At 45.8% G+C, this 20,637-nt stretch carries 21 protein-coding genes; all 21 read left to right on the top strand.

Annotated elements, in window-relative coordinates; genetic code table 11:
• Window positions 1-441: hypothetical protein (locus LKD42_RS12820; RefSeq protein ID WP_248835944.1), on the top strand; the 441-nt coding region annotated here is incomplete at its 5' end.
• A 350-nt stretch (window positions 442-791) separates the two neighbouring features.
• Window positions 792-980, top strand: coding sequence for a type II toxin-antitoxin system HicA family toxin (locus LKD42_RS12815; protein ID WP_248835943.1), 189 nt, complete (start codon window positions 792-794; stop codon window positions 978-980).
• A 28-nt stretch (window positions 981-1,008) separates the two neighbouring features.
• Window positions 1,009-1,410: a type II toxin-antitoxin system HicB family antitoxin gene (locus tag LKD42_RS12810; RefSeq protein WP_147631449.1), complete on the top strand. Its 402-nt coding sequence runs from the start codon at window positions 1,009-1,011 to the stop codon at window positions 1,408-1,410.
• 115 nt (window positions 1,411-1,525) lie between these two features.
• On the top strand, window positions 1,526-1,828 hold the full coding sequence (locus tag LKD42_RS12805) for an HNH endonuclease (RefSeq protein ID WP_248835942.1): 303 nt from the start codon (window positions 1,526-1,528) through the stop codon (window positions 1,826-1,828).
• A 96-nt stretch (window positions 1,829-1,924) separates the two neighbouring features.
• On the top strand, window positions 1,925-2,281 hold the full coding sequence (locus LKD42_RS12800; RefSeq protein ID WP_248835941.1) for a hypothetical protein: 357 nt from the start codon (window positions 1,925-1,927) through the stop codon (window positions 2,279-2,281).
• Window positions 2,268-3,929 carry a terminase TerL endonuclease subunit gene (locus tag LKD42_RS12795; protein ID WP_248835940.1) on the top strand — a complete coding sequence of 554 codons (1,662 nt, stop codon included), beginning with the start codon at window positions 2,268-2,270 and terminating at the stop codon, window positions 3,927-3,929. The genes LKD42_RS12800 and LKD42_RS12795 overlap by 14 nt, the downstream gene beginning before the upstream one ends.
• 14 nt (window positions 3,930-3,943) lie before the next feature.
• Window positions 3,944-5,131: a phage portal protein gene (locus LKD42_RS12790; RefSeq protein ID WP_248835939.1), complete on the top strand. Its 1,188-nt coding sequence runs from the start codon at window positions 3,944-3,946 to the stop codon at window positions 5,129-5,131.
• Entirely contained in the window at window positions 5,128-5,940 is an 813-nt protein-coding gene (locus LKD42_RS12785; protein ID WP_248835938.1) for a head maturation protease, ClpP-related, read from the top strand. The genes LKD42_RS12790 and LKD42_RS12785 overlap by 4 nt, the downstream gene beginning before the upstream one ends.
• A gap of 1 nt (window position 5,941) precedes the next feature.
• Entirely contained in the window at window positions 5,942-7,156 is a 1,215-nt protein-coding gene (locus tag LKD42_RS12780) for a phage major capsid protein (RefSeq protein WP_248835937.1), read from the top strand.
• Between the two features lie 3 nt (window positions 7,157-7,159).
• Window positions 7,160-7,456 (top strand): hypothetical protein, encoded by a 297-nt coding sequence (locus LKD42_RS12775; protein ID WP_248835936.1) that lies wholly within the window; start codon window positions 7,160-7,162, stop codon window positions 7,454-7,456.
• 50 nt (window positions 7,457-7,506) lie between these two features.
• On the top strand, window positions 7,507-7,767 hold the full coding sequence (locus LKD42_RS12770) for a hypothetical protein (RefSeq protein ID WP_248835935.1): 261 nt from the start codon (window positions 7,507-7,509) through the stop codon (window positions 7,765-7,767).
• A gap of 1 nt (window position 7,768) precedes the next feature.
• Window positions 7,769-8,167 (top strand): HK97-gp10 family putative phage morphogenesis protein, encoded by a 399-nt coding sequence (locus LKD42_RS12765; RefSeq protein WP_248835934.1) that lies wholly within the window; start codon window positions 7,769-7,771, stop codon window positions 8,165-8,167.
• Window positions 8,164-8,526, top strand: coding sequence for a hypothetical protein (locus LKD42_RS12760; protein WP_248835933.1), 363 nt, complete (start codon window positions 8,164-8,166; stop codon window positions 8,524-8,526). Before LKD42_RS12765 ends, LKD42_RS12760 begins: the two co-directional genes overlap by 4 nt.
• On the top strand, window positions 8,508-9,077 hold the full coding sequence (locus tag LKD42_RS12755; protein ID WP_248835932.1) for a major tail protein: 570 nt from the start codon (window positions 8,508-8,510) through the stop codon (window positions 9,075-9,077). Before LKD42_RS12760 ends, LKD42_RS12755 begins: the two co-directional genes overlap by 19 nt.
• Window positions 9,078-9,079: 2 nt before the next feature.
• Complete coding sequence (locus tag LKD42_RS12750; RefSeq protein ID WP_248835931.1) at window positions 9,080-9,460, top strand: hypothetical protein; 381 nt, start codon at window positions 9,080-9,082, stop codon at window positions 9,458-9,460.
• Window positions 9,461-9,733: 273 nt separating this feature from the next.
• Window positions 9,734-10,036 carry a hypothetical protein gene (locus LKD42_RS12745; protein WP_248835930.1) on the top strand — a complete coding sequence of 101 codons (303 nt, stop codon included), beginning with the start codon at window positions 9,734-9,736 and terminating at the stop codon, window positions 10,034-10,036.
• Between the two features lie 72 nt (window positions 10,037-10,108).
• A complete protein-coding gene (locus LKD42_RS12740) occupies window positions 10,109-15,592 on the top strand; it encodes a phage tail tape measure protein (protein WP_248835929.1) in 5,484 nt (1,827 codons plus the stop codon).
• Between the two features lie 9 nt (window positions 15,593-15,601).
• On the top strand, window positions 15,602-16,372 hold the full coding sequence (locus tag LKD42_RS12735; RefSeq protein ID WP_248835928.1) for a hypothetical protein: 771 nt from the start codon (window positions 15,602-15,604) through the stop codon (window positions 16,370-16,372).
• 11 nt (window positions 16,373-16,383) lie between these two features.
• A complete protein-coding gene (locus LKD42_RS12730; protein ID WP_248835927.1) occupies window positions 16,384-18,144 on the top strand; it encodes a phage tail spike protein in 1,761 nt (586 codons plus the stop codon).
• Complete coding sequence (locus LKD42_RS12725) at window positions 18,144-20,129, top strand: hypothetical protein (protein WP_248835926.1); 1,986 nt, start codon at window positions 18,144-18,146, stop codon at window positions 20,127-20,129. The genes LKD42_RS12730 and LKD42_RS12725 overlap by 1 nt, the downstream gene beginning before the upstream one ends.
• Before the next feature lie 17 nt (window positions 20,130-20,146).
• On the top strand, window positions 20,147-20,587 hold the full coding sequence (locus LKD42_RS12720) for a phage holin family protein (RefSeq protein ID WP_226911781.1): 441 nt from the start codon (window positions 20,147-20,149) through the stop codon (window positions 20,585-20,587).
• Window positions 20,588-20,637: the final 50 nt, after the last annotated feature.

The raw sequence follows: 20,637 nt of genomic DNA, 5'->3' as shown, positions 1-20,637 counted from the left end.
ATGAAGCAGGAAGCGAAAGACCTCCGGCAGAGGATTGAGGCAGGGGAGCGTTACCTTGCAGAGATGGAGAAAGAGGGGTGTCAGGTATCAGACACAGTGACAGGGACACGAAAAGATGGGACGATCGGAGCGATCTGCGTCACAGGCTTCCCGATTCCGGAATATGAAAAAATAAAAACAATGACGAAAAAGAGAATAGCAAGGCTGAAAATACTGGAAGAGGAACTGATGGAAGCAATGAACCAGGTGGATGACTTCATCAATCAGATCCCAAAGAGCGAACTCAGGATGATCTTTCGCCTGTACTATATTGACGATTATACATGGTTTCGGGTTGCACACACCATGAACAGCCGGTTTCCAAAGCGGAAAAATAAATATACGGCAGACAGCTGCCGGATGTTACATAACCGGTATCTGGAAAAAAATGAAAAAAATTAAAAAATGTTCGCTCACGTTCGCTCAAGACATGGTATAAATAGAATGCAAGAACAGACAGAAACATACCTCTTGATGTTCAGAAAAAAGCCGCCGCTTCATCCGGCGGCTGACGGAATGTAGTTTAAGGGAAAAACATACGGCGTTACGCACCGTAGACTCTGGTTCGACCCCAGACTTTCCGATCGGCAGCAGATGTTGCCGCTGCTGTGAATAATCAAATACTTTTCCTTTCAGAAAACGCACTTTAAACAAGGTGCGTTTTTGCTTACGTAAAAATACGTAAAAAGTACTTGCAATACGTAAAAATACGTGGTATAATATAAGCATGATAAGGAAAGGAGATAAATAACATGCCAATGAGTTCAAAGGAGATGATAAAACTTCTCCAGAAAAATGGTTTCGTGATTGTCAGCCAAAACGGTTCGCACGTTAAAATGACAAACAGAGAAACCAAAAGAACGGTAATCGTTCCTTATCACTCCAAAGACCTGAAAAAGGGAATGGAGCAGGCAATACTGAAACAGGCAGGGCTGAAATAGTCCTGCCACCTGAAAAGGAGGATTGTGCATGAACAGGTTATTTTATCCAGCTGTTTTTCACACAGCAGAAGAAGGTGGGTTCTGGGTAACGTTTCCGGATATACCGGAGTGCATGACACAGGGAGACAATATGCAGGAAGCTTACGAAATGGCAGTTGATGCATTAGGATTGTCATTGACAAGCAGAGAGGCAGAAAAAGAGGAGATTCCGAAAGCATCTTCGCTTGATGAAGTAGATGCAGAAGACGGTACACTGGTCATTGTAGAATTTGACATGGCAGAGTATCGCAGACGAAACAGCTCAAGGGCAGTCAAGAAGACACTCAGCATTCCAGAATGGCTGAATGAGGCAGCAGTCCGTGAGGGTGTGAATTTTTCGCAGATCTTGCAGGAAGCATTAATGTCAAAACTTGGAATCCAAAGACAATAGAAAAAGATAAAAGACGAAAGGGGCATCCGTTTAGCGGATGTCCTTTTTGTATGCAGAAAAGAGGATGGATGTTAAAGAGCTGTAGTTACTGAATGATTGTGTTCAAGGAATGGATATGGAAAAAAATATACTGGACTGGATCACGCAGTTGATCCGGGAAAATGATGTACACAGATTCTATGCATCATCGGTCTGGCGAAAGAAACAGGCACAGATACTGCGTGAAAACCATTATGAGTGCGAAAGGTGTAAAAGGAAAGGGATTGTCGTAAGGGCAAGAACCGTGCACCATAAGAAGTATCTGCGGGAACATCCGGAGCTGGCACTGGAGGATGAGAACCTGGAACCGATCTGTGAACGGTGCCATTATGAGGAGCATCATAAGAAACGCAGGTTTATCAATGAGGAGCGATGGTAGAAAGAGCGGTGGCAGGACATCCCCCCCCCGGCCGAAAAAAATGAAAAAACTCTGGGGAACCGGTGACCGGGGAGGGGGCTCGTATCCGGAGAAATTTTGAAAAAACTGAAAAAGTTGGGTGGTGAAGGCAAAATGGCAAGGAAAAAGAGCGAGGCGGCACAGAGACGAAAAACGCTGGAAAGCTTGAAAAATGCACTGGTTTCGAATAAGCTGTCTGAAAAATTTTTACAGGATAAGGTAGATGAATATATGTCATTTTACGATGATTTATCGTGGATTAATGAGACACTTATTGCACTGAAATCGTCCGGAAACTGTTCCCTAAAGGTATACACGGATGCCACAGCCGAAAAACGCCGGATCTCATCCGAGATGCGTAACATCTTACGCTTCCTGGGATTGAAGCCACAGGATGTGAACCTGACGGGCGGTGAGGACGATGAGGAGCTATAGCCCATATATTGACCCTTATCTGCGTAAGATCAAAAACAATGAGGTTCTGCATTGCCAGGAACAGGAGCTTATGATCGACAATCTTGTAATCCCTGTGCTGGAACGTGAAGATGTCATTATCGATAACGAAAAAATAGAAAAAGGATTATCCCTGCAGAAGTACTTCCCATATCGTCTGATCGAATGGGAGGTTTTTTTGTTTGCCCTGATCGTCGGAGTGTATTTTACAGACGGCGATATCGTTTTCAATGAAATCCGCGTAATGGTAGGACGCGGAAGCGGGAAGAATGGTTTTATTTCTTTCCTGTGCTTTTACTTCCTATCGCCGTATCACGGGATACGCGGTTATAACATTGACTTGATGGCAAATGCCGAGGACCAGGCGAAAACGTCATTCAAAGATGTTTACGAGGTGATCACAGATCCGGTGGAAGCAAAGTATAAAAGCGTCCTGAAGAAGAACTATCATGCAACCAGGGAACTGATTACAGGAAAGGATACAAAGTCAGAACTGCGTTACAACACTTCTTCGAAGCGTGGCAAGGACAGCAAACGTACTGGCTGTATCATTTTCGATGAGAAACACGAGTACACGGATGTGCAGAACATGAACACGCTGAAATCCGGACTTGGAAAAGTCTGGCACGGCCGTATCATCACGATCACAACGGATGGGCACATCAGGGGAGCGGTACTGGATCAGGAGAAGGAACAGAACAGGGCAATCCTGAAAGAATATAATCCACTGAACCGTACACTGGTATTCTGGTGCCGTATCGAGAAAGAAGAGGAATGGAATCAGATTGATAAGCTGGTCAAGGCAATTCCGAGTCTGAATGATTTCCCAAGCCTTCGGACTACGATACAGAAGGAAATCATTGATATGCCGTACAACATGGATTATTACCCAGAGTATATGGCAAAGCGGTGCAACTATCCAATCGGCAATAAAGAGGTGGAAGTTGCCACATGGGAAGACATCAAGGCAGCCACAAGCCAGGAAATACCTGATCTGACAGGAAGGAACTGTGTCGGAGGCGTGGATTATGCAAAGACGAACGACTTTGTGGTTTGTGGTCTGACATTCCACGTAAGGGGCAAGGTGTATTACATCCAGCATACCTTTATCTGCCGAAGCTCCCGTGATCTTCCGGGCATTAAGGCACCGCTTCAGGAGTGGTGTGAAAAAGGAGACGCAGAGATGGTGGACGATGTGGAGATTCCGCCGCATCGGGTGACCGGATGGTTTGAGAAAATGGGACAGACGTATAACATCCTGAAGATTGCGATCGATAACTTCCGTTACTCACTGCTCAATTCCGAATTTAAGAAGATTGGGTTTGATGCGTTTGAACGGAAGAATATCCTGCTGGTACGGCCGAGCCATATCATGCAGGCAGCACCGATCATCAATTCTTTGTTTATCAACCATAACATCGTGTTTGGAGATACGCCGATCATGCGGTGGTATACCAACAACACGAAAAAGCAGATGGACAGCAACGGCAATATCACGTATGGAAAGATTGAGCCGAATTACCGGAAGACGGATGGCTTTATGGCATTTGTCAACACGATCGTGATCTTGGATGAAATACCGGAAGAAATTGACTATAAAGAGATTGACTTTGGCGTATACACCTATTGAGAGGAGGTGAAAAAATGGGGTTCTGGAGCTGGCTGAAAGGTAAAACGCTTGGAGGAAAAAGCGTTGAAGTTTCTACGGAAACGCTTCAGAAATACGTGGATCAGGAGAAGATGGCGAAGCTTGTCATGGAAGAGTTTACAATCCATGCGGCAATCAATCTGATCGCAAACTGTATTTCGAAGTGTGAATTCAAAACCTATTCCGGAGGAAAAGAAAACAGTGGGGAAGAATATTATGCATGGAATTTTGAACCGAATCTGAACCAGAATGCAAGTCAGTTCCTGCAGGAGCTGGTGGCGAAGCTGTTATATAACAACGAGTGTCTGGTGATAGAGTCCAAGGGGCAGCTTATGATTGCAGAAGGGTTTGTGAAAGAAGAATATGCATTAAAAGAAACTGTATTCAGCCATGTGTACCGGAAAGGACTGACGTTCGATAGGACATTCCGAATGTCCGAAGTGCTGTATTTCCGCCTGAGCAACAAAAATATCCGAAGCCTTCTGTCAAATCTGTGTGCGGGATATGATGAACTGTTGAATGAAGCGGTGGATAAATACGAAAAAGCAGGCGGAGAGAAAGGAACATTGAAGATCGATGCGATCGCAAGTGGTAAAAAGTATGGAGAACGGAGCTTTGAAGAAGTCTTTGAAGACCTGATGAACAACCGTTTTAAGATATTTTTCAACAGCAGGAGTGCAGTTCTTCCGTTGTTTGACGGGTTTAATTATACAAAACAGGCAGCAGAACAGAGTAAAAAATCTACTTCGGAGGTTAAAGATATCACAGATATTCTTGATGAGATTGTAGAAACGGTAGCACGGGCGTTTTCCATACCGGTGTCTCTGCTGAAAGGCGATGTGTCGGATGTGGAGAAGATCACAAGGAACTTTCTTACGTTCTGTATTGATCCGCTGTGCGAGATGATACAGAAAGAGATCAACCGGAAACGGTACGGCAGGAAGGAGATCCAGAAAGGGAACTATTTGAAGATTGACACTACGGCTGTTATGCATATTGATGTCTTTGACATTGCCGAGAAGATTGACAAGCTGATCGCAAGCGGTATGTACTGCGTTGATGAACTACGTCAGAAACTTGGTGATGCAGAACTGGGAACGGAGGAAAGCCAGATGCACTTTATTACGAAAAATTATACGGAATTATCCGAGGTTTCGGATGTGAAAGGGGGTGACACAGGGTGAGAAAGAAGACAAAGTACCGTTTTGAACAGATGGCGGGGCAGGGAGTGGTCAAGCTCTATATTTACGATGATGTGACGGCTTATGGAAATTTCAACTGGAAAACCTTGGAATATGATGAAAGCGAAACCAGTGCCAATTATTTCCGGGAGCAGCTGGCGGCGATTCCGGAAACGTCTACGATTGAGCTTCATGTCAACAGCAATGGCGGAAGTGTGAAAGAAGGGATTGCGATCTACAATCTGCTGAAACAGCACAACGCAGAAAAGGTCTGCTATGTAGATGGATTTGCGTATTCAATCGCAAGCGTTATCTGCATGGCATGTGACAAGATCGTTATGGGGCTTGGCACATCGATGCTGATCCACAATATGGCGATGTACGTATACGGCGATGCACAGACGCTGCGGAAATGTGCAGATGATCTGGATGTTCTGATGGAATCCAACCGCAAGATCTACATGGAACGAGCTAAGAACCTGACAGAAGAACAGCTGACCGAGATGATGGACAATGAAACATTCCTGACACCGCAGCAGTGCCTGGAATATGGTTTCTGTGATGAGATCGCAGAGTATCAGGCAGACCAGAATAAATTAAACCAGCAGGCAGCAGAAGAAATCCGGCACCTGCGGCAGGAACTGTCGGCGATGAAAAGCTTCCGTGAGGAGATGAAACAGTTTTCGCCGGCGAAAAAGAAAGAGCCATTTCCGGGAAATCCAGAAGGAACACCGGGAACAGAACAGGGCAAAGAACAGAAAGTACTCAAAATGCTGAGTGCTTTTTTTGATGCATTTAACAAGGAGGAATAGGATGAAAAACAAAGATCTGTTGAAAGAAGAAAACAAAGAACTGATGCAGGCACTTTCCCAGGCACTAAAGGAAGACGATGAGGATGCGATGGCAGAAGCCTTTGCGGTGTTTGCGACAGGTGTACAGGAACGTATCATGGAAGAATACGGAGACCTGCGTCAGAGCAAGGATGCTACGATCCTTGCATCACGCGGAATTAGACAGCTGACAGGGGAAGAGAAAACATTTTACCAGGCATGGATTGATGCGGCAAAATCTGCAAATCCAAAGCAAGCATTGATCGACATTAACAAAGCAATGCCGGAAACGATCATTGATGAAGTGATCGATGATATGCGTGAATCCCATGAACTGCTGTCAGAGATTGACTTTATCAACTGCCAGGGAGCAGTGAAGATGATCATTAATGCAGACAATATCGACCTCGCAACCTGGGGAGCGTTAAATTCTGCGATCAGCACAGAACTTGCAGGAAAGATTGACCTGCTGAACATGACACTGGCAAAGCTGACCGCATTTATCCCGGTGCCAAAAGATATGTTCGTCCGTGGACTTGGACCGGAGTGGCTGGATAATTATGTGAGGATCATTCTTTCAGAAGCATCTTCAGCCGGTCTGGAAAAAGGCATCCTGAAAGGGACAGGAAAAGACCAGCCGATCGGCATGTGCAAAAACCTGGACGGTGCGGTGACGCAGGGCGTGTACGCAGATAAAGCAAAGGTGTCATTGAAAACGCTGGAACCGAAAGAATATTGTGCAGCGGTAGCACCGCTGGCAAAGAAGCCGGACAGCGTTGGCGGTTACCGTACCGTTCCGGAAGTCATGCTGGTGGTCAATCCGGTAGATTACATCCAGCGTGTGGTTCCGTCTTCTACAGTACGTGCCACAGACGGAACCTATAAGAACAACATCTTCCCATATCCGACCAAAGTAGTACAGTCTGCCGCACTGGATGAAGGGGAAGCCATTATGGGTATTGCCAAAAAGTATTTTATGGGTGTTGCAGCAGGTGATTCCGGCATGATCGAGTATTCTGACGAATACCAGTTCCTGGAAGATAACCGTGTATACATCACAAAACTTTACGGAATGGGCCGTCCGAAAGATAACAATGCATTCCAGTATATGGATGTATCGAACCTGCAGCCGGCACCGATGAAAGTGGAGATCACAAACACGGTGGACAATCCGGTGAACACAAAGGCGAAAGCGTAATTTATGAAGGTCGAGAAAATGTTGCAGGATACCAGGAATTATCTTGATATCACGTATGAAGACAATGATACCGATGTAAAGCTCCTTGGCATTATCAGGCGTGGTGCAGACTATCTGGACAGGGTAGCCGGAACGCCGCAGGATTATGATACAGATTCTGCGGCAAAATCCCTGCTCCTAGATTACTGCAGGTATGCAAGGAATAATGCACTGGAGCTGTTTGAACAGAATTTCAGAGCGGAATTGATCATGCTGAGAATCGGGGTGCAGACAGGTGAGTATGCAGAACGACAAGAGTGATTTCCAGACCTATAATGACGGAATCTGCCATTTTCATGAAATAGATGAAGATGGCAGACCAGAAAAAGAAGTGGAGCGACTCCGTTATCAGGAACGCACGGTCGGTGTCAGGCGGTATTTATGAAGCAATGACGGCAAAAATGCAGATTGACCGCCTGATCCGTGTACCATTCCGGGAAGATATCACCACAGGACATTATGCCGTTATAGCAGGGCAGACGTATAAGATCCTGCAGGTGCAGACGATTGCAGATTGCAGACCGAAGTCTATGGATATATCCATGCAGAAGATCCGGCAGAGAGGAAGATGATATGGCACAGTTTGAGTTACATGGATTTGATGACCTTATGATGCAGCTTGACCGGCTTGGAAGGACGGATGAGGTCGCACCAAAAATGCTGGAAGAAGCGGTGCCGATCCTTCAGGAGGAAGTTGTCAGCCAGGCAGAAAAGCACAGAGATACCGGTGAGATGGCAGCGTCCATTAAACCAACAAAAGTAACGAAAAGTGCAGATGGTTATCGTGTGGTTGTCCGGCCGACAGGGAAAGCATCCGGAAGAAATATCCGAAATATGGAAAAATTGGTTTACCTGGAATATGGTGTCCGGGGAAGACCGGCGACTCCGGTTCTGACAACAGCTGTGTTAAATGCAAGACCGGATGTGATTCGGAAAATGCAGGAAGTATTTACGAGGGAGATGAGCCTGTGAAGTCAGATGAGCTGTTAAAGAAAACCCTGGAGCAGACCGGACTTCCGGCAAAGTACCAGGAATACCGGGGAAGCAAAGAAGTGTACCTGGTGTACAACGAAGAAGATGAACGCAGCATCGCCCATGCAGATGACAGGCCGCAGGCGGTGTCAATCTGGTGGCAGGTTCATCTGTTCGCCCCGGAAGGTTATGATTTCCGGGGTATGAAGAGAAGACTGCGTGCCCTGCTCCTGGAAGCAGGTTTTGCAGTGCGTGACGCAGTGACATTGTTTGAAAAAGAAGCAGGAAGTATACACGTGATCTTATCGTGTAATATGACAGAAGACATGGAGGATGAAACATGGCAAAAATTGGATTAAAATATCTGGTAGCAGCAAAACTGAATGAAGACGGAACTACATACGCAAAAGGATTTGTAGTTGCGAAGGCGATCAAAGCGAATATCACTGCAAACAGCAATGATGTAAAGTTATATGCAGATGATGGAGTATCCGAATCCGATAAAAGCTTTAAGGATGGCAATATTTCCCTGAACGTGGATGACCTGACACAGAAAGTATATGCGGATCTGCTTGGTCATGAGTATAAAGCAGCAAACAGCGAGGGAAACGAGCCGGAGACCGTTGTTGCATCAGCGGATGATATTGCACCGTATCATGGTGTCGGATTCTATGGACGCGTAAGACGGAACAACAAAGACTCGTTCCTTGCAAAATGGCTGAAAAAAACACAGTTTTCTGAGCCGAACGATGAAACAGATACCAAAGGAGAGACGGTGACGTTCCAGACACCGACCATTGAGGGAACGGTATTTCAGATGAGTGACGGAACTTGGAAAGAGCAGGCAGAATTTACAGAGGAATCAAAAGCGGTAGAATGGCTGAACAAGAAAGCCGGAATAGGGGCATAATTATGAGTGATATGAATCCAAAAGGGGAATTGCTGGTGATTGGATTGGAGGAAAGACATCTCCTCCTGAACATCAATACGATCGCAGAGATTCAGGATCATTATGATATGACACTGGATGAAGTAGTAGGAATGCTGACAGATAAGCGTGAGGCGGTAAAAGTACTGCGTACAGTGGTCACGATCCTGTTGAATGATGAGGCAGACCGGAAGAAAAGGGAAGGCTATGAACTGAAACATTATACGGAGCAGGAAGTCGGATGGCTGATCACACAGGAAGACATTTCGGAAATACTGCTTGCAGTATTCAGGGCATATGGGCTTTCACTTCCGGAGCCAGATGAATTCGAATCCCCAAACGTGACGAGCGGGCAGACAGGATAAATGTCGCCCGCCTTTTATATATCGGATGCAAGTTGCTGAATTTTTCCCAACGGGAAGTGTTTGACATGACGCTCCGCAAGTTCTTCCTGATCTACGACGAATATCTGGAGGCGAACGGTTTAAAGGAGCGGGAACTGACCGTAGACCAGGTTTTCTGAGTGAAAACCTGGTCGGTCTTTCCGATACCGCTTGACTTTTGTATATATGAAACCGTATAATCTATATAAAAGTAAGGCGATATCCGACACAGGAGAAAAGGAAGGGGAATGTAATATGGATCTTGATATCGGGAGACTGGTTCTGGCAGCAGCGATTATTTTTCTGCCAATGTACTTTTTTCAGAAGCTGGCAGACTGGAACACGGTAAATCAGAAGATCGACCATCCGGATATGGATGATCAGAAGTTAAAACAGATCGGCACAGAAAACCGGCTGGTTGGCTTTGTGGTGGCAATGATCGTATCCGGGATAGCACTTTTGGTTTCTATGGGATTTATGTTTCTGCTGGTTATGGTCGCTTTGTATATTGTCCTGATCTTCCCATTATTTAGAATTATGAGAAGAAAAAGGAAATAAGAATCAAATATATAGTGTGTAAGTAAAAAGCATCCGAAAATGATCGGATGCTTTTTGCGTGGAGGAAACAAAATGGCAGACGGAAAAACATTTGACATTGGTGCAAGTATCAAGCTCGAAAATGATAAGGAGTTCCGCGATGCAGTGACGGGGATCAATAAGTCCATCCGGACACTGGACTCGGAACTGAAGCTTGTCAGTGCACAGTACGAGGGAAATGCGAACAGCATGGAAGCCCTGAGTAGAAAGCAGGAAGTGCTGAACCGGTTGCTGGATGAGCATAAGAAAAAATCAGAAGCGACAAAGACGGCACTGGAAAATGCGAAAGCTCAGAGGGAACGTCTCGGAGAGACGCTGGAAAAAACACTTCAGCAGTTTGACCAGGAAAGGGAAAAGCTGGAGGAAGTAAAGAAGATTTACGGCGAGACATCAGATGAGGCAAAAAAGCAGGAACGTGTTGTGGCGGAGCTGGAAGCCGGGATCAGCAAAGGCAATGAACAATATGACAAAGCCGGAAATAAAGTTCAGGAATGGCAGACGAAACTGAACACGGCAGAAGCACAGGTGATCAAGGCGACTTCTGCGGTCAACAGGAATGCCGCATATCTTCAGGAAGCACAGGAAGCAACGGATCACTGTGCACAGAGTATTGACCGGTTTGGTAATGCCATGCAGCAGGCAGAAGAAGCAACGGACACTTTTGGTGATATGGTCCGGGCGAATTTTACGGTCAAGGTTGCGGAGACGATTCAGGATGTTCTTTCAGAAATCGGTTCCGGAGCATATGAAAGTGCCACGGAGCTGCAAAAGGCAGAAAACCAGATCGAAGCCAGCACGAACCTTGCCGGAAAAGCTTTGCAGGATTACAAGGAGACACTGAAAGATGTCTATTCGAACAATTATGGTGACGGACTCGATGATATTGCAGAGACGATGCAGAAGATGGTGCAGAACATCGGGGAACTGAATAAAGCGGATCTTCAGAACGTGACAGAAAGTGCAATCACATTGCGTGATACATTCGACATGGATATGGACGAAAGCATCCGTGGTGCTAAGAGTCTGATGTATCAGTTCAACCTGACGGCAGTAGAAGCATTTGACATGATCGGCAAGGGAGCAAAAGAAGGCCTGAACTATACGGATGAGCTGGGGGACAATGTTTCGGAGTATGCCGGAAATTTTGCACAGGCAGGGTATTCTGCATCGGAATACTTCCAGCTGCTGAAAAACGGCAGTTCGAACGGAGCTTACAACCTGGATAAAGTCAACGATGCGATCAACGAGGTTACGAACCGCCTGGCAGATGGCACGATCGAAGGAGCGTTGTCAAGCTTTGGTACAGAGACACAGAATGCTTTTCTTGCATGGCAAAATGGAAGCGGAACGCAAAAACAGGTCATTGATTCGATTGTGCAGGATATCCGGAACTGTACCAACGAGCAGGAAGCACTTACCATGGCGGCCACTGCATTTGGTACGATGGGAGAAGATTCAAACCTTAAGTTTGTTCAGTCTTTAACCAGTGTCGGAGATACCTTTGATACGGTCAAAGGGACGATGGAAAGTATCAAAAATGTAAAATATGATGACATCAACAGCCAGATCACGGAGCTTAGCAGATCGATACAGATGCAGATCGGGGATCAAATCAAGAACCTGCTTCCGTATGCAAAAAGCGGGCTGAAAATGGTTTCTGAGAATCTGGTGCCGATTGAAAGCGGGATTGTGGGACTTGGCACGGCAATCGGAGTATGGAAAGTACTACAGAACGAAGCGTTCCGTTCAGCAGTACTTTCTGCAGCAACATATATCAGTTCCCTGGAGGGAATGACCGTTGCGACAAAGATACAGACCGTTGCGAATACGGCATTAAATGCTGTGATGAATGCGAATCCGATGGTGCTTTTTGCTTCAGCAGCAGGCGTGGCGGCAGCTGCACTGGTTGCATTATGGGCAACGTCCGATGATATCAAGACAGAAAGTGAAGAACAGGCTGGAAAAATAAAACAGCTTACACAGGAATATAAGGATCTGAAAAAAGCGAGCGATGAAAGCCGGGAAGCCTTTGAGGAGACAAAGAACAGTGCAGTAACAGAGAGCGAGTCCCTGCAGGTCATGGTAGATAAAGTATATGCCCTGGCAGAAAGTGGGGATGCTCTTGGCAGCAGTAAGACAGAGATTATGGCATATATCGACCAGCTGAATGAAGCGATACCGGGACTGAATCTTGCATTTGATGAACAGACCGGAAAGCTGAACATACTGAAAGGTACGGTGGACAGCTATATTGATTCCATGAAACAGAGTGCAATCAGTGATGCGTATGGCGAACAGATGAGCGATGTTGCCGGGCGGATCGCACAGGCAAATCAGAACCTGACTTCTGCGATGACAGAAAAAGCGAAAGCGGAAGAACGGCTGAAACAGATCGAGGAAGAGAGAAATGAACTGCTGACAGATAACGAAGACCTGACCGGTACAGCCGGGGCAAGACTTGGCGAACTTAACACAGAAGAAGCACTCCTCCGTGAAAATATCCGTGAAAGCAATAAAAACATCGACCAGTATAACGGTTATATCAAAGATGCACAGGATGAGCAGGACCAGCTGGGAAAAGAGATGGAGCAGACAGCGAAATCTATGGGACTGTTGACCGATGAAACAGAAGCGAATACGAAAGCATCCAAGGAAAATGTTATAACGGCTCAGGAAGTCACAGCATCGACCAAAACCACAAAAGAAGCCCTGGATAATCTAAAAGAGAAGTTCAAAGAGACAAAAGAAGAGATCCGTGCGGGACTGGAAGAAAAAATCAACCTGTTTGATGTGTTTGACGGCGGCGATGACCTTTCAGTGGATACGATGGCCACAAATATGGAATCTCAGCTGGAAGGCATCCAGAAGTATAAAGAAAACCTGGAAAAACTGAAAAGCGTTGTTGGTGATACGATCGCACCGGAATTTATGCAGTACATCGAAGATATGGGGCTGGAAGGTGCAAACCTGGTCAAAAACCTTGCTGATTCCATGGACAGCGAAGATGCGAAAGCAAAGCTGAAGAAGGCATCCGATGATTATATGTCCTATCTGGATGAATCTGATGCAATCGCAAAGGCGGGTGCAGCAAATAAAATGGCATTGCGTGCGGCACTTGGTGAGCTTGGTTCCACAAAGGCAGATTTTTCAGAGCTGAAAAAATCCGTAAAGGAAGCAGCAAATTCCACGGCAGCAGGATGGAGCGACCTGGCAGAAAGAACGAAGGAGTCTTTGAATGAGACGATTAAGACAGCCCGGGAATGCGGAATCCAGATTCCGGAAGGACTCGCAGATGGCATTAAATCAGGCACGGTATCTCCGGAGGAAGCGATAGCCCAGTTAAAAGGCGGCATCCAGGGACAGTTTGAATATTTTTCAAAACTGGCAAAACAGGCTGGTATTACAGTACCGGAAGGACTGAAAGAAGGTATTTCACAGGGCGGCGATGCGGCAGTACAGGCGATGCAGCAGTTATATGAAATGCTTGCCGGTACACAGCAGCAGGCAGAAAAAACATCACAGGAAGCCGGAAAGAAAAACACACAGGCGGTTGGAACCGGTGCACAGCAGGCATCCGGTGAAGTAAACCAGAAAGTGTCATCTGTTATGAGCCAGGCGACAACGACTGCGGGAAGTTACAGCGGATCGTTCCAGAACGTAGGCTATAATATGATGTCAGGTGTGGCAATCGGTATGAATTCCGGTTCCGGGCTGGTATATAACAAAGTGGAGCAGATCATGGATGAAGCCAGGAGGTGTGCCAACAAGAAAAATGATTCGCACAGCCCCTCGAGAGTGTGGCGGGATAAGGTTGGCCTGTATATGCCGCAGGGTGTTGCTGAGGGTATTACGAAAGGAAAACAGGACGTAACGGACGCTGTTGTAGATATGGCGGAGAGTGCCCTGACAGCGGCACAGGAAACATTGGAGATTCATTCCCCATCGAAAAAATTCAGAAAAGCAGTAGGAAAAGAGATACCTGCAGGTGTGACACTGGGCATCAAAGAGGGGACGGGGGATGCCAAAAAGGAAGCCAAAGAATTTGCCAGGGAAGTTTTTGAATCTGCCAGGGATCATTTAAACGATCTGCAGAAAAACAACGCCAATTCCATGAACACGACACTTGCGGATATTAACTGGTACTGGGACAAAATCCTGAAGAGGTCAAAAAAGAAAGGAAAAAAATACTATGCTGCCATGAAAAAGCTTGTAAAAGAAGAGAAAAAAGCATTAAAGCAGCAGCGTATTTCAGAAGGCCTGAGTGCACAGGAGTCGGCTCTGGATGCTTATAAAGTATACTATGGTGTATCATCAAAGGCAGAGATGCAGTACTGGGATGCTGCCAGAAAAAAATATGAAGAAGGTACAGACCAACGCCTAGAAGCAGATAAGAAATATTATGAAGCCAAAGCGGACTACACCGATAAGCTCAAGGAACTGGAAGATGATTACAAGGATAAGTGCAAGGAAACAAATGAAAAGCTGGAAGAAGACCTGAAGGAAATACAGAAGAAATATGATGAGACGCTTACGGAACGTAAAAAAGCAATCAAGGATGCATTTGGACTGTTTGATGAGTTTGTAAGTGAATCAGATGGACCGGATACGCTTCTTTTTAATCTTCAATCCCAGGTAAAAGGCTATCAGATGTGGGTGGATCAGCTGGCGGAGCTGGAAGGCAAGAGCATCCTTGGAGATGATTTTCTGACAGAACTTAGGGAGATGGGACCGGATGCCACGGCAACCATCGTAGCTTTGAACCGTATGACGGAAGAGCAGCTGAAACAGGCACAAAAGGCATACGCAGAAAAGAACCGGATTGCAGAGGAACAGGCAGCACGTGAGACAGAAAGCCTGAAACAAGAAACAGAGAAAAAACTGGAGGCAGCACGTGAAACAGCCGCGAAAGAACTGGAAAAGTATAAGACGGACTATATGGAAGCCTGTAAAAAACTTTCTGCCGATATGGATGATAATCTGGAGAAACTGGCTTCAAAAGCATACAAAGGCGGCGTCAATGCAGTTGCCGGACTGATCAAAGGGATTACGGATGCAGTAGCGGCAAAAGACACAGATACCGAATTAACACGCCTGGAAGCTACCTTTGCGAAAAGTAGCAGCTCATCGCCGAAAACGAAAAAAAATACGAAGGCATCAACCCCTGCGGTTTCAGCAGCTTTCGAAAAAGCAAAATCCGGCACAGCAAAAGCAGCAGAATATCTCGGAATTAAAAATACCGCGGAACAATTACAAAACCTTATCAAAGCTACAGCAAAGAATATGAATTTAAATACCTCTTCTGCATCCGTACATACATTACGGTCAAACAACGTTGCAAAAGCAAAATCCATAGACAGTGAGATACTGAAAAATACAGAACGGGCACTTGCTGAAATACAAAAAGAGGTAAAAAGCATAAAAAACATGGGGATCTATCTGGACGGTGACTTGCTGGCAGGCAGGCTTGCGGATCGAATCGGATCAGAACTTGCAAACATTGCATTCAATACAAGGTAGGAGGAGAACATGAAGATCAATGGGAAAACAGTAGCAGAGGAATATGATCTGGAACAGTGGAACGTTGAAATGAGTTATGGAGAGGTTACGAATGAAAGCAGCTGGGAACCTGGCTGTCCGGTGCCAATTCTGCTGGAAAGTGAATTTGGCATGAAAAAGATCAAATTGTCCATGCTTGCAAAAGGGAGCGGTCGTGGTCTGATCTGGGAAAAATGCGAAAAGATTATCGCAGAACTTGCAAAACCTGCAGTCTTGGAACTGGAAGGCTTTAACCATAAATATAAAGTGGTTCTTACAAATGCCCAGCAGGTAGAGAGCAGCATCAAACGTTTCCATAAGGCAGTTCTGGAATTGATAGGCTATGAATTTGGTGAGCATAGAACCGTTACGATAAAACCGGGACAGAACCTGTGGCTGGAGAATAATGGGACGGTCTATGCACCACTGAAGATCACAGTGAACCAGAACAGGCAGTATGAACCAAAGAATACCATTTATCTGTATTACATAGATGATGAGATCACGGGAACATCCAATTCTGTGCCGGTTGGAAGCTTTTTGTTTGAGGGAAAAACGGAACGCCTGATGTTTGATGCATCAAATGGGAAAACGGAGGAAAAGATGGTGAACGAAGAAAAGACAACAGCCGGAGGACTGCAAAAGATAGAAATCTTTGATATTCCACGAATCAAACCGGGAGGTATGTATTTTGCATGCAAACAGTCAGGAGGAAGTGCAGATACAACAGTAACCATAGAGTATGAGGAACGTTATATCTAGGAAGGAGAGCCATGGATACAAAAACAATTATCAAAATTATTTCTGCTTCCAGAACAAAAGAATATTACATCACACAGCGAAAGGATTTCAAGATTGAAACGATACTGGACAGTGCAGATGCATCGGTAGCGTTTTCTGTTCCTGATCAGGTGTATCCCATCACATGTGAAAGTTATGTAGTAGTGGAGCATCAGGAGTATATTGTCAAGGAAATTTCACCGGTTAAAAATGGATATCGTGATGTGAAAGCAATCCTGAATCTGGAAGATCTGGAAGGAAAGCTGTTTTCGACATATGAAAAGAAAGCGACCGCAGAAGCACATTTAGAGGAAGCACTGAAAGATACCGGCTGGAAGCTCCGGTGTCAGTTGGATGATAATACCGAATTGACGATCGAAGATGAAAATACCACGGCAAAAGCGATCATTGATCAAGTGCGTGAGATTTTTGGAATCGAGGTCCGGTATGACACACAGAGTAAAGTACTGTATGCTGCCAGACAGATCGGGGACGATGAAGGAGTTGTATTCCTGAAAGGAGTCAATCTCCTGAAGACAGAGATTAAACGTGACACTTACAATTACTGCACAAGACTGTATCCGATCGGGAAAGATGGTCTGACTATCGAAAGTGTGAACAGCGGAAAGAAATACATTGATGCCGCAGGTGCAGAGAAAGTGGTCGCCCAGTACTGGGAAGATACTGCATATGAGACGGCAGAAGAGCTTATTGCTGCAGCGAGATATAAGCTGGCAGAAATGGCACAGACTGCAGTTACCGTGACGGTTAAAATCGTTGATCTTGCCGGTAAGAACAAAAATAAATATGCAATGTATGCGTTCGAGGTCGGAGATACAGTAAGTGTTGTGGATGTCAAAGAAAATGGAAAATATCGGGTAACAAAGAAAACGATATATCCGGATCAGCAGCATAAGAACACGGTACAGCTGTCAAACCGAAATAAAAGCTTTGCGGACTACGCAAAACAGCTGAAAGCGAAGTCCTACGAAACGGATAAGATCATCATAAAGTTCGACCGTAATCTGAAAAACGTCCAGGCAGAAATCAAAGATATGAAAGAAAACCCACAGAAGAATGTGGAAGGAAATGCAGGGACATCAACGAAGCTGCAGACAGGGAGAAAGATAGAAGGAATGCTTTTTGACGGAACAAAAGACATCAGTCATTATGCGACCTGTTATACTTCGGCATCAACAGCGGCAAAAACGGTCAGCCTGTCAGGCTTCAGTCTGGTTACAGGTGCAAGAGTCTGTGTTTGCTTCAATTATGGCAATACTGCAGCGAATCCAACGCTGAATGTAAATAATACAGGTGCGAAAGCGATCTATTACCGGAACGGAAATATTTCGGCAGAGCTGATCACATCGTATACCGTGTTAGAGTTGGTATATACCGGATCTTACTGGTACGTGATCGGTGTGATCGACAGAGCTACAGCGTTATCAACAACAGCAGTAACTCCAACAGCAACAGGAAGCTGGTACTATTCTTCAGCAATCAGTTCCCTGGCGAATTATGATGAAATCCGTGTATGGCTGGAAATTGCCGATGGTGAAAAAGGCTGGATCACACTGACCAGAAAAGATGCGGCAGAGACAGTGCGTACACTGTATCTTACAGCATCCTATAATGCACGCGTTCAGCTGAAATGGGATACAACAAACAATAAAGTGGGTGTATATGTCCGCAATATTGGATCTGGATGGACAGCAAACAAGGTAAGCGTGAAACGAATCGAAGGGGTGAGATAATGTTAAAAGCAGTATTTTCAAGATTCGGTGAAGAGATTGAGCTGACAGATGAATTATGGCAGTATGATTTCGGCCAGAAGATTCAGGTCACGGGCATCGAATTGCCGGATGTCTGCGAAGTGCATTTCCAGTATGATAACCTGACCGAGACAAAAACAGTAACAGGGTATAAGCAGGAAGATGCACTGATTATTGACATACCGAATGAAGCACTGACAAGCAGGGGAATTATCAAACTGTATATCTATCTGGTCAGTTCAGAAGAAGGCAGAACAGTAAATGTTGCGATCATGCATGTGAACAGACGAATGAAACCAGAAGGATTTGAAGTTCCGGAAGATATTGACCTGTTCCACCACACACTGCTGGCAGCAGGTGAATATATGCAGCAGGCAAAGAATGCAAAAGAAAATTCTGAAACGGCAGCTGACAGGGCAGAGAGTGCCAGGGATTTAGCTGAGGGATCAGCAAGGACGGCACAGGGGAGTGCAGAGGCCGCAGAACAGGCAAAAAATGAAGCGGTAGAAGCCGCTGAAAGCATAAAAAATGCCAAAGTCCCGACCAAAACGAGCGAGCTGGAGAACGACAGTGGTTTTCTGGCAGCAGATACAGAGATTAGCTGGGGAAGAAAAGATGGAACATTTGCTGGAATGCAGAGTGTGGCATTGGGGTTGGATGTAGAAGCATTTGGTGATAACAGTTTTGCAGAAGGAAATAATACGGTGGCGTATGGTGACAATAGCCATGCCGAGGGGTATCAATCTCAAGCAACTGGTCAAAACGCTCACTCTGAGGGCGAAAATAATATTGCAAGCGGCCAGGGGGCACACGCAGAAGGAGGAGCAGGGACAACCGCATCCGATAAATATGCCCATGCTGAGGGGTATGGGACAACAGCGTCCGCTCAGGCAGCACATAGTGAAGGATATAATACCTATGCAACTGGAAAGTACAGCCACGTAGAGGGGTATAATTCGAAAGCAACCGCAGATATGGCACACGCTGAGAATTATGGGACGGAAGCATCCGGCAAAAATTCTCATGCAGAAGGGCTTATTTCAATAGCCAAAGGAAATGGTTCTCATGCAGAAGGTTTTGGGACGGTCGCATCAGGCAAGTACCAGCATGTCCAGGGGAAATACAACGTGGAGGACACAGAAGGCAGGTACGCCCATATCGTGGGCAGCGGGAGCGATGCGGAAAGGAGGAACATCCATACACTGGACTGGGAGGGCAATGCAGAATACGCTGGGGATGTCACTGCGACCGTCAACGGTAAAAAAGTGCACATGTCCACAATAGCCGGTGTTTTATTACAGCCCGGAGCTGCAGCCCACAACGCAATCTACCGGGAAAAATATCTGGGTGATACAGTCACTGCTGAGCAGGCGGCAGCCATTGCAGACGGCAGTTTCGAAGACCTGTTCATCGGTGATTACTGGACGATGGGCGGTGTAAACTACCGGATCGCTGATTTTGACTACTGGTACCGCACCGGATTCCCGGAAGCGAGCAGAGTGGAAAAACACCACGCAGTTATCGTACCGGATACCAGCATTGCCACAGGGCAGATGAATGGGAGCAATACCACATCGGGCGGCTACCGGAATTCGCTTATGAAATCCAAAATGAACGATACCATATCGGCACTGCCGCCGGAAATCCGTTCAAGGCTGCTGGTACATAATGCATTGCTGGATGGTGCGTGGACGGAAATATCCGTTGACCCGATGAATGAGATCATGGTGTATGGGTGCTACATACTGGCTGACAACAGCAACAAGCAGACATCAGAGAACCGTCAGCTCAGCCTGTTCCGGATGAGTCCGCAGGCACGGTATGCCGGTGGTAATTATTGGATCCGGAATTATGCCAACGCAACAGAGTTCACACTGGTATCCTACTATGGAGACGCCAGCAAGGATGCAGCAACCAGCACCTACGGCATCCGTCCGGTATTTGCAATTACAGGAGAAAACAGATAAAGAAAGGATGATTATAAATGATGAACAAAATTATTATGTTACTTGCGGGCAATTCATTTTTCCGCATTTTATTGATCGCTGTCACACTGGACACAATCCTTGGGGTACTCCGGGCGATCAAAGAGCACAAGTTTAATTCATGCGTGGGCATCGATGGTGCAATCCGCAAATCAGCCATGCTGCTGTCGGTGTGCCTGCTGATGGCAGTGGATGTGATCCTGAATATCAATGTATTGTTTATGATTCCTCAGAATTACATCGAACTTCTTGGGATACATAAACTTGGAATCTGTGAATTTTTCAGCATCTTGTTTGTGCTGTACGAAATCGTGAGTGTACTGAAAAATATGACCTTGTGCGGTTTGCCGGTGCCGGCAAAAATTAAACGCTGGGTGCAGAAATTCCTTGAGGATATGACAGAAGAGCTTCCAGAAGAGAACAGGACAGGGAACGCATGAACAATTTAAGCAAAGCAGAATAAAAAAAGCAAAGAGGGCGTGAAAGCGTC

The sequence above is a fragment of the Hominisplanchenecus faecis genome (assembly GCF_020687205.1).
In the GTDB taxonomy this organism is placed as follows: Bacteria; Bacillota; Clostridia; order Lachnospirales; family Lachnospiraceae; genus Hominisplanchenecus; species Hominisplanchenecus faecis.
The sequence above is the reverse complement of the archived record's forward strand: the minus strand, read 5'-3'. Positions and strand labels throughout refer to the sequence as shown.